The sequence below is a fragment of the Tepidimonas sediminis genome, assembly GCF_007556605.1.
GTDB lineage: Bacteria > Pseudomonadota > Gammaproteobacteria > Burkholderiales > Burkholderiaceae_C > Tepidimonas > Tepidimonas sediminis.
In genome coordinates, this window is the sequence record NZ_VJND01000021.1 from 1 (window position 1) to 19992 (window position 19992).

Consider the following 19992-nt stretch of genomic DNA (forward strand, 5'->3'; position numbering starts at 1 on the left):
TCTTCCGCGAGAACGCCGACGCCTGGATCGAGCGCTTCCAGTACCGGGAAGCCGGCCCGCAGCTGCTGCTGCAGGCCTTCCTGCAGAGGATCGTCAACGGAGGCGGGCGCATCAGCCGCGAGTATGGGCTGGGGCGGCGCAGAACCGACCTCTTCCTCGAGTGGCCGCTCGATGAGGCCCAAGGCTTTCTCGGGCCGGTGCAGCGCGTCGTCCTCGAGCTCAAGATCCTGCACAAGAGCCTGGAAGCGACGATCGAGGAAGGGCTCACCCAGACGGCGGCGTATGCCGACCAGTGCGGCGCGCAGGAAGCGCACCTGATCGTCTTCGACCGCCGACCCGGACGGAGCTGGGAGGAGAAGATCTTCCACCGCACGGAGACCCTTGGCGGCCGCACGATTGGCGTGTGGGGGATGTGAGAGACACGCCATGAACCTGATCCCCGGCTTCATCCACCGCCGCATCGCGCACCGGCCGAACCTCGTCAAGATCCTCGACAACATCGGCTGGCTGTTCCTGGACAAGGTGCTGCGCATGGGCGTGGGCCTGCTCGTGGGCGTGTGGATCGCCCGCTACCTGGGCCCGGAGCAGTTCGGCCTGCTCAACTTCGCGCTCGCCTTCACCGGGCTGTTCGCCGCCATTTCCGGCATGGGCCTGCAGGGCATCGTCGTGCGCGACCTTGTGCGCGACCCCGACGGCGCCCCGCTCACCCTCGGCACCGCGGGGGTGCTCATGCTCATCGGCGGGTTCGTCTCGTACCTGCTGATCCTGGTCACCATCGCCTACCTGCGGCCCGACGACCCGCTGGCGCGCACCATCGTCGCCATCCTGGGCGCCATGCAGCTCTTCCGCGCCAGCGAGATCGCCGTGTACTGGTTCGAATCGCAGGTGCAGTCCAAGTACACCGTCTGGGTGCAAAACGGCGCGTTCCTCGTCTTCGCAGCGGTCAAGGTGGCTCTGATCCTGTCGCACGCCCCGCTTACGGCCTTCGTCTGGGCGACGCTGGCGGAGGCGGCGGTGGTGGCGGCGGTGCTGCTCATCGTGCTCGGCCGGCGGGGCCCCGCGAGGAAGAAACTGCGCATAAACGCCGAGCGGGCCAAAACCCTGCTCCGCGATGCCTGGCCCCTGATGCTGTCTGGCATGGCCATCACGATCTACATGAAGATCGATCAAATCATGCTCGGGCAGATGGTTGGGGATGAGGAGGTAGGGATATATAGTGCGGCAGTTCGTATTAGTGAAATATGGTATTTTATCCCTTTAATTATTACATCGTCTATTTTTCCGACCATCATTGAGGCAAAAAAACGTAGCGAAGTCGAGTATAACAATAGAATGCAGCGCCTTTATGATTTGATGATTGTAACGAGCGTTGGAATTGCCTTGTTGACAACCGCGCTTGCGAGTAGGCTTATTGGCATCCTTTTTGGTGTGAATTACGCGGCTGCGGCGGATGTCTTGGTTATTCATGTATGGGCAGCTGTCTTTGTGTTTATCGGGGTCGCTGGCTCTAAATGGATGTTGATCGAAGGCTGTACGTCGCTCAATTTGCATAGAACGGTATTGGGGGCGGTGTCAAATGTTGTTCTAAATATTTTGTTGATACCATACTTCAAAAGTCAGGGGGCGGCAGTAGCTACATTGCTATCATACGCAGTCGCTGCTTTTTTGGCGGATTTTTTCTATAACAAAACGCGGGACATGTTCTATATGAAATTGCGGTCTTTTAATTTGTATAGAGCTTTGTTTTATCGATTGCCTGCCTGATATTTATTGATAGTGGGCGAAAAATGCTAGATTTCAAAATTCTTAAAGAAAAAGCACCCCGTCCCCTAAAAAACCTTATAAAGCGTGGGCTGGCGTGCTTGAATTGGGATCCGTGGCTGTCTGTTTCTTGGTCGCAAGAGGGCGAGGATATCGTCTTGCGCCGCTTCTTTGGGGATAAAAAAAACGGTTTCTATGTTGACATTGGGGCGCACCATCCTAAAAGATTTTCGAATACGTTTTACTTTTATCGTCGGGGTTGGTCTGGTATTAATATTGACGCCATGCCGGGAAGCATGAGGCTGTTTAATAAATATCGGCCGCGAGACTTAAATTTGGAGCTTGGCGTCGCTGGCAAACAGGGAGAGCTTGATTACTACGTATTTAACGAGAAGGCGTTAAACGGGTTTTTTTGTGAGTTGTCTCGTTCGCGAAATGATGCTGATTCTCCGTATCGTATTGAGAAAGTTGTCCGCGTTCGAGTGGTCCCCCTGAAAGATATTCTCGGGCAATATGCAAAAGATAAAAAAATAGATTTTATGAATGTTGATGTTGAAGGGCTTGACTTGGATGTGCTCCAATCAAATGATTGGTCCAGATTTCGCCCAAAAATGGTTTTGGCTGAAGTCTTGGGTAAGAGCTTGGTCGAGCTTGAGAAAGATCCTTTGGCTCAGTTTATGAGGCGTCAGGGGTATTCGATATTTGCCAAACAGGTGAATACTGTTTTTTTTCTAGATGATAGTGAGCCACGAGGTACATAGTTGTGAAAAAGACCTGCCTACAGCGTCTTCACATCACCGGCGGCGCCGGTTTCCTCGGCTCCCATCTTTGCGATCGGCTGCTGGCGGACGGGCACGATGTCCTTTGCGTCGACAACTTCTTCACCGGCAGCAAGGACAACATCCGCCATCTGCTCGCGCATCCGCGTTTCGAGCTGCTGCGGCATGACGTCACCTTTCCGCTTTACGTGGAGGTCGATCAGATCTACAACCTCGCCTGCCCGGCCTCACCCGTGCACTATCAGCGCGACCCGGTGCAGACCACCAAGACCAGCGTGCACGGGGCGATCAACATGCTGGGGCTCGCCAAAAGGACCAAGGCGCGCATCTTCCAGGCCTCGACGAGCGAGGTTTACGGCGACCCGGAGGTACACCCCCAGCCCGAGAGCTACTGGGGGCGGGTCAACCCCATCGGCCCACGCTCCTGCTACGACGAGGGCAAGCGCTGCGCGGAGACGCTGTTTTTCGATTATGATTGCCAACAAAGTCTCGAGGTTAAAGTCAGCGCTTTCCCGACACCTATGATCTACGCGAAGGGTTTACAACTTGCTGGTGCAGGACAAGGTTGCGGCGCTCAGTGGGATTGATAGGCTTACAAGGCAAAATGACCACACCAATTGTGCTGTTTGTTTATGCGCGTCCAGAGCATACCAAGCGCACTATAGAGGCGTTACTTAATAATCGCGGGTCAAGTGCGCACGACCTAATCGTGTTTTCTGATGCTCCGCGGACTCCGGATAAGATATACGCCGTAACGGCAGTTCGTGAATATTTAAAAACGGTTAAAGGCTTTCGATCTGTTACTGTACACTACCGTGTCCAAAATCTGGGTTTGGCGAATTCAATCATTACCGGTGTAAAACAAGTACTTTCAGAGCATGAGCGCGTGATAGTGCTGGAAGATGATATGGTGACTTCACCATATTTTTTGGATTACATGAACGAGGGATTGGATCGGTTCGCGGCAGATGAGCGTGTGATAAGCATTCATGGTTACGTTTATCCGGTGCAACAGCCACTACCGGAAGCCTTTTTCTTGCCGGGGGCCGATTGCTGGGGTTGGGCGACTTGGAGGCGAGGATGGCGTTTATTCAATCCGGACGGGCGCGCGCTTTTAAACGAGCTGAGACGTCGTGGTCTTCTCGAAGCTTTCGATTTCAATGGGGCTTATAGTTATTCTCGGATGTTGGAAGGCCAGATCAAAGGTAAAAATGACTCTTGGGCTGTTCGCTGGCATGCCTCGGCTTTCCTTGCTGGTAAGCTTACGCTTTACCCCGGCCGCAGTTTGGTACGCAACATCGGTCTTGACGATAGCGGGACACATTGCGGCGATGATAGTGCGCTTGACGTTTCATTGAGTCCTCAACCGATTGATTTTACGAAGCTGGGCGAGGTGGCCATTTGCGAGGAGGCTCGCCAGGCAATTGAGGATTTCCTGAGGGATTCAAGTAGGCGTCGTAACAGTCAGATATGGAGAAAATTCAAAAATTTATTTTGTGCGCGCCATGGGACTCAAAAACCTAATTAAAGACTGGATGCCACCCGCGTTAATGCGTGTTGTCCAATACACACGTAAGAGCGGGATCAGATTCGAAGGCGATTATCCTACATGGGAAGCTGCGGCTGCCCAATGTACCGGCTATGATAGTGAGCACATCCTAGCCAAAGTGTTGGACGCCACCTTGAAGGTTAAACGTGGTGAAGCCGCCTACGAGCGTGATTCTGTTATCTTCGATGAAATACAATATAGTTGGCCTGTAACGGCGGCTCTGATGTGGGCTGCGGCGCAAAACGGTGGACGATTAGATGTTCTGGATTTTGGCGGTGCTCTAGGGAGTAGCTATTTTCAGAATTATGTGTTTTTGGTGAGGTTGCCACAAGTGCGGTGGGCCGTGGTTGAGCAGCCGCATTACGTTTCGGTAGGTCGTCAGTATATACAAGACGACAGATTGAAGTTTTACGACGATATTGATACATGTTTAGCGGTGATGCGGCCTAGCGTAATTCTTTTGTCTGCGGTCTTGCAATATCTTCCGAATCCCATGTCTATTTTTAAAAAAATAAAAGAGTTTGGCCCTGAGGTGGTGGTTATAGATAGGACTCCTTTTTGGGTAAACGACGGTAGACCTGCCTCTGTTATGGTGCAATATGTGCCGCCTTCCATATATCCTGCCAGTTATCCCTGTTGGTTTTTTAATTATCGAGAGACATTGGTCGCCCTCTCAGAGATTGGCTACAAGAAAGTAGAGGAATTTGAATCGCTGGATAAGCTAACTCAATTGGCAGAATGGCGTGGATTGATCGCAACAAGGCGAGATTAAAATGAGTTACAAAAAAAAGTCGGTACTTATCACAGGTGGCCTTGGCTTTATTGGGTCTAACTTGGCTCGAGCCTTGGTTAGACTAGGCGCTGATGTCACTGTGGTAGATAGCTTGGTTCCGCAATATGGCGGGAATATATTTAATATTCGAGATATCGCTGCGCAAGTTGTCGTGAACATATGCGATGTGCGAGATCCGTACGCCATGCCTTACCTCCTTAAGGATAAGGATTATCTTTTTAATCTGGCTGGGCAGACGAGCCACCTAGATTCGATGACTGACCCGCGGACCGACTTGGAGATTAATGTGTCTGCGCAGTTATCGATTCTTGAGGCTTGCAGAAAAGTAAACCCGGGCATCAAGATAGTTTTTGCTAGTACTCGCCAGCTGTATGGCAAGCCAGAATATTTGCCCGTCGATGAAAAGCATCCTATTCGACCGGTGGACGTGAACGGTATTAATAAGCTGGCAGGTGAGTGGTATCACCTCCTTTACAATAACGTTTATGGCATTCGCGCCTGTGCATTACGGTTGACTAATACGTATGGCCCGGGAATGCGGGTAAAAGATGCGCGACAAACATTTCTTGGTATTTGGGTGCGGCAACTGATTGATGGTGAGGCAATCAAGGTTTATGGCGATGGCGCCCAATTGCGCGACTTCAATTATGTTGATGACTGTGTTGAAGCTTTATTGCTCGCTGGGGCAAGCGAGGAGGCCAACGGTAGAGTATATAATTTGGGGGGGGGCGAAGTGGTTGGTCTGAAGGAGTTAGCTGAAATGATGGTTGCGTTAGTTCCTGGAGGAAAATACGAGTTAATCCCTTTTCCGCCGGAGCGAAAGGCGATTGACATCGGGGATTATTACGGCAATTTTGATCTCATCAGGAGTGAATTGGGTTGGGAGCCGAAGGTTGGCCTGCATGAAGGTTTGAAAAAGACTGTTCAATATTATCGGCAGTACCGCACGCACTATTGGTAAGTGTCAGCTCAGGTGGACTCATATTGCCAGCTTGGATAAACCAGATTGGTGGTTGCCGTGATTTTGATGAATGATTTTAAGGCGGAGCCCTTTGAATTGCGAGAGGCAATGTTGGATGCCGCGCGACGCGTGTTGGAGTCCGGCTGGTTTGTTCTTGGCAGCGAGGTAATCGCTTTTGAAAAGAAGTGGGCAGAGCTCTGTGGGGTAGCGCATGGCGTAGGTGTGGGTAATGGCATGGACGCCATCGAAATCGCCTTGCGTGGGTTGGACATCGGCCCTGGCGATGAAGTTATCACAACACCGATGACCGCCTTTGCGACTGTGTTGGCCATCATGCGTGCGGGAGCCACCCCGGTACTGGCGGATATCGATATGGAGACTGCTTTGCTGTCACTTGCCAGTGTCGAGCGTTGCTTGAGTCCAAAGACAAAAGCGATCGTATTAGTTCATTTGTACGGGCAAGTACGTGACATGACCGCCTGGGTTGATTTTAGCCGGACTAAAGGTATTTATCTGATTGAGGACTGCGCCCAAGCGCATTTGGCGACTTGGCAAGGGAAAATGGCTGGAAGCTTTGGGTTGGCTGGCGCATACAGTTTTTATCCGACCAAAAATCTTGGGGCGCCCGGTGATGCTGGCATGCTGGTTACCAATAGCAGTGTCCTCGCGAAGCGCGCTGAGTCTTTGCGCAACTATGGTCAGAGCGAGCGGTATCATCATCCCGAGTTGGGTTTGAATAGTCGGCTAGATGAACTCCAGGCAGCCATGCTTGGAGTGCGATTGAAGTGGCTGCCTCGGTTCACAGAAAGACGACGCCAAATCGCTGAAGCCTATCGCGCGGGTATCGTCAACCCGCTAGTTCAGCACTTGGCCGCGCCTGAAGAGCCTTCATCACACGTCTATCATCTGTACGTCGTCACTTGCCTGCAACGGGATGGATTGCAAGCGCATTTGCGAAGAAAGGGTGTGCAAACCCTTATCCACTATCCAGTGCCAGTACATAAGCAAAAACCGTGCAAGGCATTACGGTGTGATCCACAAGGTCTGAGGAATAGCGAGCAGCATGCCTTGCAATGTCTATCGCTTCCGTGTCACCCGCAGATGAGTGATGTCGATATCCATCAGGTGATTTCTGCGGTCAATTCGTTCCGAGGTGATTGATGGAACATTATGTGACGTTATTTGATAGTCTTTTCATTCCGCAAGGTTTGGCGCTCTATTTTTCGATGAAAAAATATGTCAAAGATTTTATTCTATGGATTCTATGCGTCGATGACGAAGCCTACGAGGTGCTGGCGAGACTCCAGTTTGACAATGTCCGCTTGTTGCGACTTGGCGAATTAGAGACCGAGGATCTCCTGCGCATCAAACCCACACGCAGCAAGGGAGAATATTGCTGGACACTTACTCCGTTTGCTCCGAAGTTTGTGTTTGATGCGGATTTCAGTGTTGAGCGCGTTACCTATCTGGATGCAGATTTGTGTTTTTACAAGAACCCAAGTGATATTTTTATAGAATATGAGGCGAGTGGTAAAAGTGTTTTGATCACAGATCATGCCTATGCGCCTGAATATGATCAGTCTGTCACCTCTGGTCGATATTGCGTTCAGTTCATGACTTTTAGCAGGAGAGGAGAGGCGGTTCGTAAGTGGTGGGAGGATCGTTGCGTAGAATGGTGCTATGCTCGGTTTGAGGACGGAAAATTTGGTGATCAAAAGTATTTGGACGATTGGCCAGAAAAATTTGGTTCAGAAGTACATGTGCTTCGCAACCTTGGTGCTGCGTTGGCTCCGTGGAATGCCATAAGGTTTCCGTATTCAGATGCTATTTTTTACCACTTCCACGGTCTCCGTATATTGTCGCGTCGGCGGATAGCGATTGGTGGATATAGACTTCCACGCCCAGTTGTCAAAAATATATATGCCCCTTACTTGAAATCTCTAAAGGATGGTGTCGCAATTGCTGAGAAAGTTGGCTGGTGCCTTCGTCCGCAGAGCTCAATTGGAATTCGTTGGGTGTTGCGTAATATTATGCGAGATATTTATATTAGCCTTGCCGGGTTGCCTTACGGTGTGATGAGGTGGTATTGACGTTTGATGTTATCGGGGAGCATAACGTGATATTCAGTGAGTTAGTATGAGGCGAGCTTTGATAACAGGAATCACCGGCCAGGATGGTTCGTACCTGGTCGAATTTCTGCTGGCGCAAGGTTACGAGGTGCACGGCATCAAGCGCCGGGCGTCCAGCTTCAACACGCAGCGCATCGACCATATCTACCAGGACCCGCACGATCCGCAGCCGCGGCTGATCCTGCACTATGGGGACTTGACGGATTCCAGCAACCTGATCCGCATCGTGCAGCAGGTGCAGCCGGACGAGATTTACAACCTGGGCGCGCAGAGCCATGTGGCGGTGAGCTTTGAAAGCCCCGAGTACACCGCCGACGTGGATGCGCTGGGCACGCTGCGGCTTCTGGAGGCGGTGCGCCTCCTGGGCCTGCAGCACAAGACGCGCTTTTATCAGGCGAGCACCTCGGAGCTTTACGGTCTGGTGCAGGAGGTGCCGCAGCGCGAGACGACGCCGTTCTACCCGCGCAGCCCCTATGCGGTGGCCAAGCTGTATTCGTACTGGATCACCGTCAACTACCGCGAGGCGTATGGCATGTACGCCTGCAACGGCATCCTCTTCAACCACGAAAGCCCGCGGCGGGGCGAGACGTTCGTGACGCGCAAGATCACGCGCGGGCTGTGCCACATCGCGCAGGGGCTGGAGCGCTGCCTGTACCTGGGCAATCTGGATGCGCTGCGCGACTGGGGGCATGCGCGCGACTACGTGCGCATGCAGTGGCTGATGCTGCAGCAGGATGCACCGGAGGACTTCGTCATCGCCACCGGGCAGCAGCATTCGGTGCGCGACTTCGTGCGCTGGACGGCGGAGGAGCTGGGCATCACGCTGCGCTTCGAGGGCCAAGGGGTGGAAGAACGCGCGGTGGTGGAGGCGGTGCGGGGCGAGAAGGCCCCGCACGTGCGGCCGGGCGACGTGATCGTGCGGGTGGATCCGCGCTACTTCCGTCCGGCGGAGGTGGAGACGCTCCTGGGCGATCCGACCAAGGCGCGCGAGAAGCTGGGCTGGCAGCCGACCATCACGGCGCGGGAGCTGTGCGCCGAGATGGTGGCGGCGGATCTGAAGATCGCCCAGCGCCACGCCCTCCTGAAGGCGCACGGGCACGAGGTGCCGGTGTCCGCCGAGCGGTGAGGATGCGATGACGCAAGGCAAGATCTTCGTCGCCGGCCACCGCGGCATGGTGGGTGCAGCCATCGTGCGACGGCTTGAGGCGCTGGGGTTGGGCGACCGGCTGCTGCTGGCCGGGCGCGAGGAGCTGGACCTCTTGGATCAGGCGGCGGTGCGGCGCTTCTTTCAGCGCCACGCCATCGAGCGGGTGTACCTGGCCGCGGCGCGGGTAGGCGGCATCCACGCCAACGACACCTACCCGGCCGAGTTCATCCACCAGAACCTGGTCATCCAGTGCAACGTCATCCACGCGGCGTGGGAGGCGGGCGTGCCGCGGCTCCTGTTCCTCGGTTCGAGCTGCATCTACCCCAAGCACGCGCCGCAGCCCATCCCCGAGGAGGCGCTGCTGACCGGGCCGCTCGAGCCGACCAACGAGCCTTACGCGGTGGCCAAGATCGCCGGGCTGAAGATATGCGAGAGCTACCACCGCCAGTATGGCTGCGATTTCCGCAGCGTGATGCCGACCAACCTCTACGGCCCCGGCGACAACTTCCACCCCGACAACGCGCACGTGATCCCGGCGCTGCTGCGGCGCTTTCACGAAGCGGCGCAGCGCGGCGACGAGGCGGTGACGGTGTGGGGCACCGGCACACCGCGGCGCGAATTCCTGCACGTGGACGACATGGCCGCCGCATGCGTGCACGTCATGGAGCTGGACGAGGCTGCCTACCGGAGCCAGACCGCGCCGATGCGCCGCCACCTCAACGTCGGCACGGGGCAGGACGTGACCATCGCCGAGCTGGCGCAGACCATCGCGCGCGTGACGGGCTTTGGCGGGCGCATCGTCTTCGACGCCAGCAAGCCCGACGGCACGCCGAGGAAGCTCCTGGACGTCTCGCGCATCCGGGCGCTGGGCTGGCAGCCCTCCATCGGGCTGGAGGAGGGGCTGCGCTCGGCCTATGCGTGGTATCGTGAGCATGCCGCGCAAGTGCGGCAGCGTTGAGGGTGGCGCCGATGTGGCTGGAGCCGGAGCTCTTCCGCACCGTGGTGGCCGCCGCGCCGCTGGTGGCGATCGACCTGCTGCTGCGCGACGGTCAGGGGCGCGTGCTGCTGGGCCGGCGGCGCAACCGACCGGCGCAAGGGTGCTGGTTCGCCCCCGGCGGGCGCATCCGCAAGGGTGAGCGGCTGGACGAGGCCTTCGCGCGCATCGCGCGGGAGGAGCTGGGCCTGGCGCTGCGGCGGCAGGAGGCGCGCCTGCTCGGCGTGGACGAGCATTTCTACGAGGACAGCGTCTTCGGCCCGGCCGGGCAGGGGCCGACGACGCACTACGTGGTGCTGGTGCATGGGCTTGATTGGCCGGGCGGCGACGTGCCGGGCGCGGCGGCCCCGGGGCAGCATGACGCGCTGCGCTGGTGGCCGGCCGAGGCGCTGGCGGCCGACCCCGGCGTGCACCCCCACACGCGGACCTATGCGCGGCTGCTCAGGCCCGGCGCATGGCCGATCTTGAAACAGGGAGAACCGACGACATGACCCTGGTGCCGGTGATCATGGCGGGTGGCTCGGGCAGCCGCCTGTGGCCGCTGTCGCGCGAGCTGCATCCCAAGCAGTTCCTGCGGCTGCCCGATGGGCAGCGCACGATGCTGCAGGGGACGCTGGCGCGGCTGGAGGGCCTGCCGTGCGCGGGGCCGATCGTCGTCAGCCACGAGGAGCACCGCTTTCTGGTGGCGGAGCAGCTGCGCCAGAGCGGCCGCCTGGAGCAGGCCACGATCCTGCTGGAGCCCATCGCGCGCGGCACCGCGCCGGCGATTGCGACGGCGGCGCTGCAGGCGCTCGAGCATGACCCCGAGGCGGTGCTGCTGGTGCTGTCGGCCGACCAGGTGCTGGGCGACGTGGCTGCGTTCCAGCAGGCCGCGCTGCGTGCCGCCGAGCTGGCCCGGCAGGGCTGGCTCGTCACCTTCGGCGTGGTGCCGACCCGCGCCGAGACCGGCTACGGTTACATCGAGCGCGGCGAGCCGCTGGGCGAGGACGGCTACCGCGTGGCGCGCTTCGTCGAAAAGCCCGACGCCGAGCGCGCCGCGGCCTTCGCCGCGAGCGGCGCGCACTACTGGAACGCGGGCATGTTCGCGCTGGGGGCGGGGCGCTATCTGGAGGAGCTTGAGCGGCTGGCGCCGGCGATGCGCGCGGCGTGCGAGCAGGCCGTGGCCGGCGCGCGGCCGGATCTGACCTTCATCCGGCTGGACCGGGCGGCGCTGGAGGGCTGCTCCGCCGACTCGATCGACTACGCCGTGCTGGAAAAGACCGATCGCGCCGCCGTGGTGCCGCTCGATGCGGCGTGGAGCGACGTCGGCGCATGGTCGGCGCTGTGGGAGATCGGCGCCAAGGATGGCGATGGCAACGTCACGATCGGTGACGTCCTGCTGCACGACGTGCAAGGCAGCTACCTGCACGGCACCGACCGGCTGGTGGCGGCGGTGGGCGTCCGTGACGTGGTGCTGGTGGAGACCAAGGACGCGGTGCTGCTGGCGCATCGCGACCGCGCGCAGGACGTACGCCACATCGTGCAGCGGCTGCAGGCGCAAAACCGAGCCGAGCACCGCCAGCACCGCGAGGTCTATCGCCCCTGGGGCAGCTTTGACGCCATCCATGCCGACGCCCGCTACCAGGTCAAGCGCATCACCGTCAATCCCGGGGCGCAGCTCTCCCTGCAGCTGCACCACCACCGCGCCGAGCACTGGATCGTCGTGCAGGGCACCGCGCGCGTCACCCGCGGCGAGGAGACCTTCCTGCTCACCGAGAACCAGTCCACCTACATCCCCGTCGGCCAGCCGCACCGCCTGGAAAACCCCGGCGTCATCCCGCTGGTGATGATCGAGGTGCAGACGGGCAGTTACCTGGGGGAGGACGACATCGTGCGGTTGAGCGATGCGTATGGACGGGCTGGACGGGCCTGATGGGGGGCCATGGCATGGATGCAGTGATCGTTGCGGCCATCATCAGCGCATCGGGCACGGTACTGGCCGCGCTGATCGGCGGCGCCAGCGTGCTCGTGGTGGCGCTGCACCGCCGCTGGATCATCGAGTTGGCCAAGTCGGTCGAGTTCTATCACGCGCTGGAGACCGAGTGGCTGCGCGCGAGCCTGCGGCAGGAACTCGGCCGGGAACCAACCGAAGGCCAGATCAACCATCGGCGCGGCCAGCAGCGCAAGAACCTGATGGGCAAGATTGACCACGAGGTGCTGACAGCCCGGCAGGCCGCAGCCATCCGTGCGAGGTACTTTGGATGAGCGACGTCAAGCTCTCGGGAAAGTCTGCTCAACCCCTGCTGCTGACGCCGTCGCGGGGCTTGGGTTTCACATCGTGGATTCAGGCATGATTCCGGCAGTCTCGCGGGGCCGTTTCAGCCCCCGCCGGGGCCTTTGGCGGCCCCGCGCGGGGCTTGCGCGCCCCATTGGGGCGCACTTACCCCCTCAAGGGCTGCATAAGCCGCCTGCGCACGAGCCACAGGTTGGCCAGCATCAAGAGCGTGGTGATCTGCGCCGCGTTCTTCCTCAGGCCCTTGTAGCGCACCTTGGTGTAGCGAAAGACGCACTTGAGCACGCCGAAGATGTGCTCGCCGCGCGCGCGGATGCGCGCTTTGACGCCCTCCAGCTCATCCAGCACCGCATCCAGCGGCTTGCTTGTGTCCAGCTGCTTGCGCTTGCCCGGCCGCATGGCCACGTGCCAGTTGACCTTGGGGTGATGCTGTTGCAGCTCCTTGCGCTTGTCCACGCCCTGGTAGCCCGCGTCCGCGAAGACGTCTCGTTCCTCTCCGTGCAGCAGCGCGTGCGCCTGCGTGACGTCGGCCACGTTGGCTGGCGTGACCACCACGCTGTGGGCAAGTCCACTGGCCGCATCCGTGCCCACATGCGCCTTGCAGCCGAAGGTCCACTGGTTGCCTTTCTTCGTCGTTCGCGGCTCCGACTCATCGCCGCTCACCATCTCAGGGTCGCGGCTGCGGCTCTGGTTCTTCGTGGAGCTGGGCGCGGCAATCAGCGTGGCATCCACCACCGTGCCGCTTCTGACCATCAGCCCGCGCTGGGTGAGGATCTCGTTGACGAGCTCAAACATGCGCTGGCTCAGGTCCTTCTCCTGCAGCAGGTGCCGCAAGCGCAGGATCGTGGTTTCATCGGGCACGGTGTCCACCCCCAGGTCCAGACCCACGAATTCGGCAAAGGCCGGCACGTCGTAGAGGGCCTCTTCGGCCGCCGGGTCCGACAGCGCAAACCACTGTTGCAGGAAGTGGATGCGCAACAGCACCGACACCGGGTACGAGGGACGGCCGCCCTTGGGTCCAGGCGAGGGCATGTGCGGGGCAATCAGCGCCTCAAGCTCCTTCCACGGCACCACCTGGTCCATCTGCCGCAGGAACTCGCGCTTGCGGGTGGTCTTGACCTTGAGCTCGAACCCTGCTCCCAGGCTGGCTTGCTTCATCGGCGGCGCTCCTGCAGCATGCTTCCTCACAGGCGTCATGCTACCCGGTCAGGGGGTGGGTCACTTACAACCGCGAGAGGCATCCCATGACGTCAGTTCGACCAAAAATTTCCATAATAACCGTAACTCTCAATAACTCGACAGGTTTGCAGAGAGTTATTGATTCTATTAGGGCGCAGACCTATAAAAACATAGAGCTTATTGTTGTTGACGGGGGCAGTTCTGATAGTACAAATGAAATCATAAAGAAAAACGGCGATATAATAAAAAAATCTATAAGCGAAAAAGACAAAGGTATATTTGATGCAATGAATAAAGGTTTAAGCATGGCTTCTGGGGATTGGATTTTGTTTTTGAATGCCGGCGACGTATTTTGCGATAACTTTGTTTTGGAACGAGCCTCTTCGTGGCTGAAGGACCGGGAGGTGAATTATTACGGCGTGGCAGAAATTGCGTATGAGGGCCAGGTTTTATATCGCAAGCCGGGTGCAAATAAACCATTAAGGCTAGAAAAAAGTTTGCCTATACATCAGGCTGTTTTTGTTTCAAAAAAATATGCTTATATGGGGTACGATGAAAGTTTTAAAATTTGTGGCGACACTTTATATTTGCAAAACCTAATAAAAATTTCTGAGTTTGTATTTATTCCGCTTGATGTTGTTCGTTTTGAGCTTGGTGGTATCTCTAGCTGGTACGAAGATGTGAGGCATTTTCGACGACATGTGAAAGAGCGCGTAAAAGTTTCGCGTCTGCTGGGAAGGCGGGCAAACGTCTTATATATATATGTACAATTGTTGATTAAGCTGTTCTTGATGCGCTTATTTTCAAAGAAAAATTACTTTAAATTAATGAGTTATGTGGCAAAGATTCGTGAAGTTGTATAAAATCTCAATTCGTGTACCCTATGGCAAGTTTGCCTTATGGGGCTTTGTTCTAATGCCTCTTGATAGTTTTTATGGCTTAAGCGGTGTTGTCTATCGTCCTTTGTGGATAATCCCGTTTGTAATTATAGGTCTGCACTCGGTATTTGTCACTTATAAGGTTGACGTGACTTCCTTGAAGTTGTATTTGGTATTGAGTTATAGTTTTTTGGTGTCTTTTTTTTCTTACATTTATTTTTCATATTCAGACCAGGTCTTTTTGGTAAAAAGCGTGTTTATTTGGTTAATTTTGTTTTTTGGTGTTTTAGGTTTGCTAAAATATTTTTCTTTGTTTGCTAGAAAGGTGGGCGTTGATGTAATGATAAAGGGTGTTTCGTTATTGATATTGATTTCTGGAGTGTTGCCTTTGTGTGTTGGCTTGGTTCAGGTTGGCTTAAACTTAGCCGGCTTAAACGAAGTCAATGTGGTTTTGACATCACTATTTAGTTATAGGGTGGATGAAGGACGAGTGCAGCTTATAAGTGGAGAGCCGTCGTGGGCGGCTAGATACCTCTTATTTTTGTTGGCGTTCAGTTTTGTGTTTCGTGGTGGCTGGTTGTACGCATATCGTGTTGTTGTGGTGTGCTTGATATATTTTACGGGCTCTTTTTTAGGTTATTTATCGTTTCTCGCGATAGTGGCGATTTGCTTGTTTCAGAGCGGATTGCGAATACGTATTTTTTTGAAGTGGGTGCCTTTAGGGGTTGGTGTGTTCTTGATTGGTGGGTTCGGTATTGGTGAGTATACAATAAAAAGAGCTTCAGAAATTATCGAGCTTTTGTCGGCTATGTCGCTGGATAATATTTTTGAGCTAGCCGCCGTAAGTGCTTCGTGGATGGGGAGGGTGATAAATCCGTTTGTTGCGGTTGAATTGGGGTTTACGCATCCGTTGGGTATTGGGTTTGGTGCTTTTAAATTTTGGCTTCCAGGTGTATTAAGAGACTATGGGGTTGATTATCTATATAACGATGATTATTTATTGGGCGCAGCGTCAACCCCTAAGTCGCTTTTGCCCATGATTTGGGCGGAATATGGGATTTTGGTATTTGCTATTTTGTTGATTTATTATATTAAATTGGTTTTAGCTATAAAAAACCACTTTGTAAAGTATTTGTTATATTGTGTTCCGGTTTTTACGTTATTATTTGACTCCGTATTGTATTATGGATTGTTGGTTCCTTTGTGTATGGCATCTATTGTGGCGAGGGCTTCCCCAAAGTATGTGGGAGGCGGAGTCGGCGGAGTCAATAATCAAGTGCAACACCCCTGATCTTCCTTGCACCTGACCCTGCCGCCGACCCATGGGAACCCACGACCAGCACCTCAGCGCCGAAGAGCGCGCCACCATCATGATCATGCTGCAGCAGGGCTGCTCGGCACGCAGCATTGCCCGCACGCTGCAGCGCTCGCCCTCGACGGTGACGCGCGAGATCCGGCGAGCGCTGGACTGGCCGCAGCGCGCGGCCTTCGTGCCGGCGGGCAGCAGCACTTATGACGCGCGGGCAGCCGGGGCGCGTGCATGCGCCATGCGGCTCAAGCGCCGACGCAGCCGCAAGCTCTCCGAAGACGGTGTGCTCTTCGGCGTGGTGCATCACTTCCTGCTGGAGGGCTGGTCGCCAGGGCAGATTGCCGGCACACTCAAGCGCATGTGGCCCGACGATCCGCATCGCCGCGTCTCGCACGAGACCATCTACAACTGCATCTACGCGATGCCGCGCGGTGAGCTGCGCAAGGAGCTCATCGCCTGCCTGCGGCGTGCGATGCCCAAGCGCATGCCGCGCTCGCGTGGCCAAGACCGAAGGGGTCGTCCCTGAAATATTCATAACCTCATGATTTTTCTTGCGTTATTGGGCGTTTTCGGGTATGATTTCTCCCGGCTTTGATGGCTTGAAGCGCCGTTTTCTGGGAGTTTTGCGATGCCAGCCTGCCCCGCCACCGAGGACTTCTTCCGTCTGCGGCTCGATCAGATGATCGACCTGAGGCACCCGCTGGCGGTGCTGGCCTCACGCATGCCGTGGCAGGAGTTGGAAGCAAGGCTTGCGCACCTGTTCAAGCGCCGGGCGCGCGCAGGGGTGGCGATGCCCGATCTGGACCTCTTTGGCGAAGCGCCGGTGCGTGCAGCTCAGGTGTCCAATGCGGGCCGCCCCCGCGTGCCGCTGCGCGTGATGATTGCGCTGCTGTATCTGAAGCACGCCTTCAACGAGTCCGACGAAGGCGTGGTGGAGCGTTGGCGCGAGTCGCCGCGCTGGCAATACTTCTCGGGCATGGCCTACTACGAGGACCGGCTGCCGTGCGATGCCACGACGCTGGTGAAGTTTCGCCGGCTGCTGGGCGAGGAAGGGGTGGAAGAACTCCTTGCGCAGACCATCAACGTAGCGGTGGAAACCGGACTCATCAAGCCGCAGGACTTGAAGCGCGTGGTGGTGGACACGACTCGTAGCCCCAAGGCGGTGGCGCACCCCACCGACAGCCGCTTGCTTGAGAGCGCGCGCACCAAGCTGGTGCAAGCGGCCAAGGCAGCCGGCATCGCCTTGAAGCAGACCTTTGCCAAGGAAGGCAAGGACTTGAGCCGCAAGGCAGGACGCTATGCGCACGCGCGGCAGTTCGCACGCATGCGCCGCAGCATCCGGCGCCAGCGCACGATCGTGGGCAGGCTGCAGCGCGAGATCGAGCGCAAGGCTGCCCGCCTGGGGCAAGCCATCCAGAGCGCTCTTGGCGATACCCTCAACAAGGCGGCGCGTCTGGTGGCGCAGACCGCCCAGCGCAAGACTGCCGAGGGCACACCCAAGCTCTACGCTTGGCACGCGCCGGAAGTGGAGTGCATCAACAAGGGCAAGGCCCGATGCCCTTACGAGTTCGGGGTGAAGGTCGGCATTGCCAGCACGCTGAAGCACAGCCTCATCGTCGGAGCCCGGGCCTTCCATGGCAACCCCTACGACGGACACACGCTGCAGGCGCAGCTGGAGCAGGCCACGATCCTGATGCAGGACATGGGCGTCAAGCCCTGCACAGTCTATGCCGACTTGGGCTGCCGCGGCGTGCAGGCCGACGTGCCTGATGTGCGCCTGGTGCACCGCGGCAAGATCAAGCGCCTCACAGCACAGGAAAGACGGCTGCTCAAGCGCCGCCAGGCCATCGAGCCGGTCATCGGGCACCTCAAACAAGACCACCGCATGGACCGCTGCCACCTCAAGGGCGAGCAGGGCGACCGGCTGCACGCGGTGCTGTGTGCGGCAGGCTACAACATCCGCTGGCTGCTGCGCATGATCGCGAAGAAGGGTGTGCCCTTCCCCCCGCGTCAGAATAGATGTCGCCCGCATAGAACTCTGAAGCCGGGGGCGATGATGGAAGAACAAGTTGGCCAGATACGGACAAGCATTCAAGGACAAGGCTGTGGCGCGGTTGCTGCCGCCTGAGAGCGCTTCGCTGACAGACGTGGCGCGGGAATTTGGTGTGAGCGTGCAGACGCTGCAGAAGTGGCGCGATGCGGCGTTGTCGCAACCGGCCGCTGCCCAGGCCTGGACGCCTGCAGCCCGTTTTGAGGCGTTGCTGACGACGGCGGCCATGGATGAACAGCAACGCAATGCCTGGTGCCGCGCCAACGGCGTGTACCCGCAGCAGCTCATCGAGTGGCGCCAGGCGGCCACCGAGGCACTGGGCAGCACAGCCAGCGAGCGCAGCAGCCCGGCCCAAGCCAAGGCCCAGCAGCGCCGCATCAAACAACTCGAGCGCGATCTGCGCCGCAAGGACAAGGCGTTGGCAGAGACCGCGGCATTGCTGGTGCTCTCAAAAAAGCTCGAGGCGGTCTTGCCGGGGGACGAGGACGCATGATCCCGCTGCAAGACCGCCGACATCTGGTGGAACTGATCGGGCAAGCGCACCGCGATGGCGCCAGTCTGTACAAGGCCTGCGAGACGGCCGGCATCACGCTGCGCACGCTGCAGCGCTGGGCAATGGCCGACGGCTCCATCCGCTGTGACGCTCGCCCCCAGGCGCAGCGACCCAGGCCAAGCCATGCGCTCAGCCAAGCCGAGCGCGCCGAGGTGCTGCGCATTGCCAACGAGCCGCGCTTTGCGGACCAGCCGCCTGCGCGCATCGTGCCGGCGCTGGCCGATGAAGGCCGCTATGTGGCCAGCGAATCGACCTTCTACCGCATCCTGCGCGCACAAGGGCAAGCCGCCCATCGCGGCCGCGCCAAGGCGCCGCAGGCGCGACGCGGCCCGAGCACGCATGTGGCCAGTGGCCCGCGCCAGCTCTGGTGCTGGGACATGACCTATCTGCCCGCCCAGATCGCCGGGCGCTGGTTCTACCTGTATCTGATCCTGGACCTCTACAGTCGCAAGATCGTGGGCTGGGAGGTGCACGAGCACGACGACGCCTGCCATGCCGCGCACCTGGTGCGCCGCACGGCGCTGGCCGAGGGCATTGCCACACAGGCGAGCAAGCCCGTGCTGCACGGCGACAACGGCTCCATGCTCAAAGCCACCACGGTGCTGGCCATGCTGCATTGGCTGGGCCTCAAGCCCTCGTACTCGCGCCCACGCGTCAGCAACGATAACGCCTTTGTCGAATCGCTGTTTCGCACCGCCAAGTACCGGCCCGAGTTCCCCGCCCGTGGCTTTGCCGACCTGCACGCCGCTCGCGACTGGGCGGCGCAGTTTGTGCATTGGTACAACCATGAGCATCTGCACAGCGGTATCCGCTACGTGAGCCCGGCAGCGCGGCATGAAGGGCGTGACCAAGCGATCCTGGCGGCCAGGCATCAGGTTTACGAACGTGCCCGCCAGCGCCATCCGTCGCGCTGGAGTCGGCACACGCGCAACTGGCAGCCCATCGGCGCCGTCACGCTCAACCCCGAGCGCGACGCGGTGATCGAAGGCCTCACGCTGCATCACGATACACAACACTTGGCCGCATGACTTGGGCGACAACTATCTTGACACGCACCGCCTTCCTGAAGCGAGCTTTTTTGCGCCTCATCGCGGCCGCGCAACTGCTGGCCCACTGGCTTGCCTGGCAGCAAACAGCCGTGACCGGCGGCGTCCATGCGGCCTTGCTGCGGCTGCGGATGGCCTGAAAATGAATATTTCAGGGACGACGATTTAACGTGCGGCGGGCCAATGCCGTGCTGCTGCGCGCGATGCTGGGGGAGGGGTGAGGGTTGCAGACATTCTGGTTGGCCTTTGCGGTGGCGTTTGCGGTGACGCTGGCGATCGTGCGTTCGGCGCGCCGGCACGTGCGCTTCAGCGGCGACGTCACGGACGGGGTGCAGAAATTCCACGTCGGAGCGGTGCCGCGCATCGGGGGCGTGGCGCTGGTGGCGGCGCTGGCGGCGGCGCTGGCGTGGAGCGGCTGGCGCGGGCTGGTGGGGGCGGAGGCAGCCTGGCTGGGGCTGGCGGCGCTGCTGGCCGGCGTGGGCAACGCGCCGTTTCACCCGGTGGATTTCTCGATCCTGAACCAGCGCGTCTCGCCGCCGCGGCTGGGCTACGCCTTCAGCGTGCACGGGCTGACCGGCAACCTCGGCTGGGC

The 19992-nt window shown here is 58.2% G+C and carries 19 protein-coding genes and 3 pseudogenes; 21 read left to right on the forward strand and 1 reads right to left on the reverse strand.

What is annotated here, in order from left to right; translation table 11 throughout:
• The 14 genes and pseudogenes from Tsedi_RS11670 to Tsedi_RS11735 all read left to right on the forward strand — a co-directional run.
• Nucleotides 1-416 (forward strand): hypothetical protein (locus Tsedi_RS11670; RefSeq protein WP_221934227.1); only part of this gene is annotated, 416 nt, incomplete at its 5' end.
• Between the two features lie 10 nt (nt 417-426).
• A complete protein-coding gene (locus Tsedi_RS11675) occupies nt 427-1764 on the forward strand; it encodes a flippase (protein WP_143896814.1) in 1338 nt (445 codons plus the stop codon).
• Between the two features lie 23 nt (nt 1765-1787).
• Nucleotides 1788-2522, forward strand: a complete 735-nt coding sequence (locus tag Tsedi_RS11680; protein WP_143896816.1) for an FkbM family methyltransferase — start codon at nt 1788-1790, stop codon at nt 2520-2522.
• 2 nt (nt 2523-2524) lie between these two features.
• Nucleotides 2525-3046: pseudogene (locus Tsedi_RS11685) on the forward strand (GDP-mannose 4,6-dehydratase); the annotation flags it as partial.
• A 98-nt stretch (nt 3047-3144) separates the two neighbouring features.
• A complete protein-coding gene (locus Tsedi_RS11690) occupies nt 3145-4068 on the forward strand; it encodes a glycosyltransferase family protein (protein WP_143896817.1) in 924 nt (307 codons plus the stop codon).
• Nucleotides 4046-4861 (forward strand): methyltransferase, TIGR04325 family, encoded by an 816-nt coding sequence (locus Tsedi_RS11695; protein WP_143896819.1) that lies wholly within the window; start codon nt 4046-4048, stop codon nt 4859-4861. Before Tsedi_RS11690 ends, Tsedi_RS11695 begins: the two co-directional genes overlap by 23 nt.
• 1 nt (nt 4862) lies before the next feature.
• The gene (locus Tsedi_RS11700) at nt 4863-5843 is read left to right on the forward strand and encodes an NAD-dependent epimerase/dehydratase family protein (RefSeq protein ID WP_143896821.1); all 981 of its coding nucleotides are present in this window, start codon (nt 4863-4865) and stop codon (nt 5841-5843) included.
• A gap of 48 nt (nt 5844-5891) precedes the next feature.
• Complete coding sequence (locus tag Tsedi_RS11705) at nt 5892-7004, forward strand: DegT/DnrJ/EryC1/StrS family aminotransferase (RefSeq protein ID WP_246099273.1); 1113 nt, start codon at nt 5892-5894, stop codon at nt 7002-7004.
• Complete coding sequence (locus tag Tsedi_RS11710) at nt 7004-7933, forward strand: glycosyl transferase (protein WP_143896823.1); 930 nt, start codon at nt 7004-7006, stop codon at nt 7931-7933. The genes Tsedi_RS11705 and Tsedi_RS11710 overlap by 1 nt, the downstream gene beginning before the upstream one ends.
• Before the next feature lie 46 nt (nt 7934-7979).
• Nucleotides 7980-9098 carry a GDP-mannose 4,6-dehydratase gene (gene gmd, locus Tsedi_RS11715; RefSeq protein ID WP_143896825.1) on the forward strand — a complete coding sequence of 373 codons (1119 nt, stop codon included), beginning with the start codon at nt 7980-7982 and terminating at the stop codon, nt 9096-9098.
• 7 nt (nt 9099-9105) lie between these two features.
• Entirely contained in the window at nt 9106-10077 is a 972-nt protein-coding gene (gene fcl, locus Tsedi_RS11720) for a GDP-L-fucose synthase (protein ID WP_143896827.1), read from the forward strand.
• An 11-nt stretch (nt 10078-10088) separates the two neighbouring features.
• Entirely contained in the window at nt 10089-10604 is a 516-nt protein-coding gene (locus Tsedi_RS11725) for a GDP-mannose mannosyl hydrolase (RefSeq protein ID WP_143896829.1), read from the forward strand.
• Entirely contained in the window at nt 10601-12025 is a 1425-nt protein-coding gene (locus Tsedi_RS11730) for a mannose-1-phosphate guanylyltransferase/mannose-6-phosphate isomerase (RefSeq protein ID WP_143896832.1), read from the forward strand. Before Tsedi_RS11725 ends, Tsedi_RS11730 begins: the two co-directional genes overlap by 4 nt.
• Before the next feature lie 14 nt (nt 12026-12039).
• On the forward strand, nt 12040-12357 hold the full coding sequence (locus Tsedi_RS11735; RefSeq protein ID WP_143896834.1) for a hypothetical protein: 318 nt from the start codon (nt 12040-12042) through the stop codon (nt 12355-12357).
• A gap of 175 nt (nt 12358-12532) precedes the next feature.
• On the opposite strand, the gene Tsedi_RS11740 is transcribed toward Tsedi_RS11735, so the two are convergent.
• Nucleotides 12533-13543 carry an IS5 family transposase gene (locus Tsedi_RS11740; RefSeq protein WP_143896836.1) on the reverse strand — a complete coding sequence of 337 codons (1011 nt, stop codon included), beginning with the start codon at nt 13541-13543 and terminating at the stop codon, nt 12533-12535.
• Between the two features lie 86 nt (nt 13544-13629).
• On the opposite strand from Tsedi_RS11740, the gene Tsedi_RS11745 reads away from it, so the two are divergent.
• The 7 genes and pseudogenes from Tsedi_RS11745 to Tsedi_RS12430 all read left to right on the forward strand — a co-directional run.
• Complete coding sequence (locus Tsedi_RS11745; RefSeq protein WP_143896838.1) at nt 13630-14427, forward strand: glycosyltransferase family 2 protein; 798 nt, start codon at nt 13630-13632, stop codon at nt 14425-14427.
• Nucleotides 14414-15733, forward strand: coding sequence for a hypothetical protein (locus tag Tsedi_RS11750; protein ID WP_143896839.1), 1320 nt, complete (start codon nt 14414-14416; stop codon nt 15731-15733). Before Tsedi_RS11745 ends, Tsedi_RS11750 begins: the two co-directional genes overlap by 14 nt.
• A 31-nt stretch (nt 15734-15764) precedes the next feature.
• Nucleotides 15765-16271, forward strand: a pseudogene (locus Tsedi_RS11755) (transposase); the annotation flags it as partial.
• A 108-nt stretch (nt 16272-16379) separates the two neighbouring features.
• Nucleotides 16380-17879 (forward strand): IS5 family transposase, encoded by a 1500-nt coding sequence (locus tag Tsedi_RS11760; protein WP_425472765.1) that lies wholly within the window; start codon nt 16380-16382, stop codon nt 17877-17879.
• Nucleotides 17821-19382, forward strand: a protein-coding gene (locus Tsedi_RS11765) for an IS3 family transposase (protein WP_143896841.1) whose coding sequence is annotated in 2 segments (ribosomal slippage) — nt 17821-18250 and nt 18250-19382 — 1563 coding nt in all. Because the reading frame shifts where the segments join, the coding sequence is not laid out codon by codon here. The genes Tsedi_RS11760 and Tsedi_RS11765 overlap by 59 nt, the downstream gene beginning before the upstream one ends.
• 17 nt (nt 19383-19399) lie before the next feature.
• A complete protein-coding gene (locus tag Tsedi_RS12220; protein ID WP_185970667.1) occupies nt 19400-19540 on the forward strand; it encodes a hypothetical protein in 141 nt (46 codons plus the stop codon).
• Between the two features lie 84 nt (nt 19541-19624).
• A pseudogene (locus Tsedi_RS12430) lies at nt 19625-19992 on the forward strand (hypothetical protein); the annotation flags it as partial.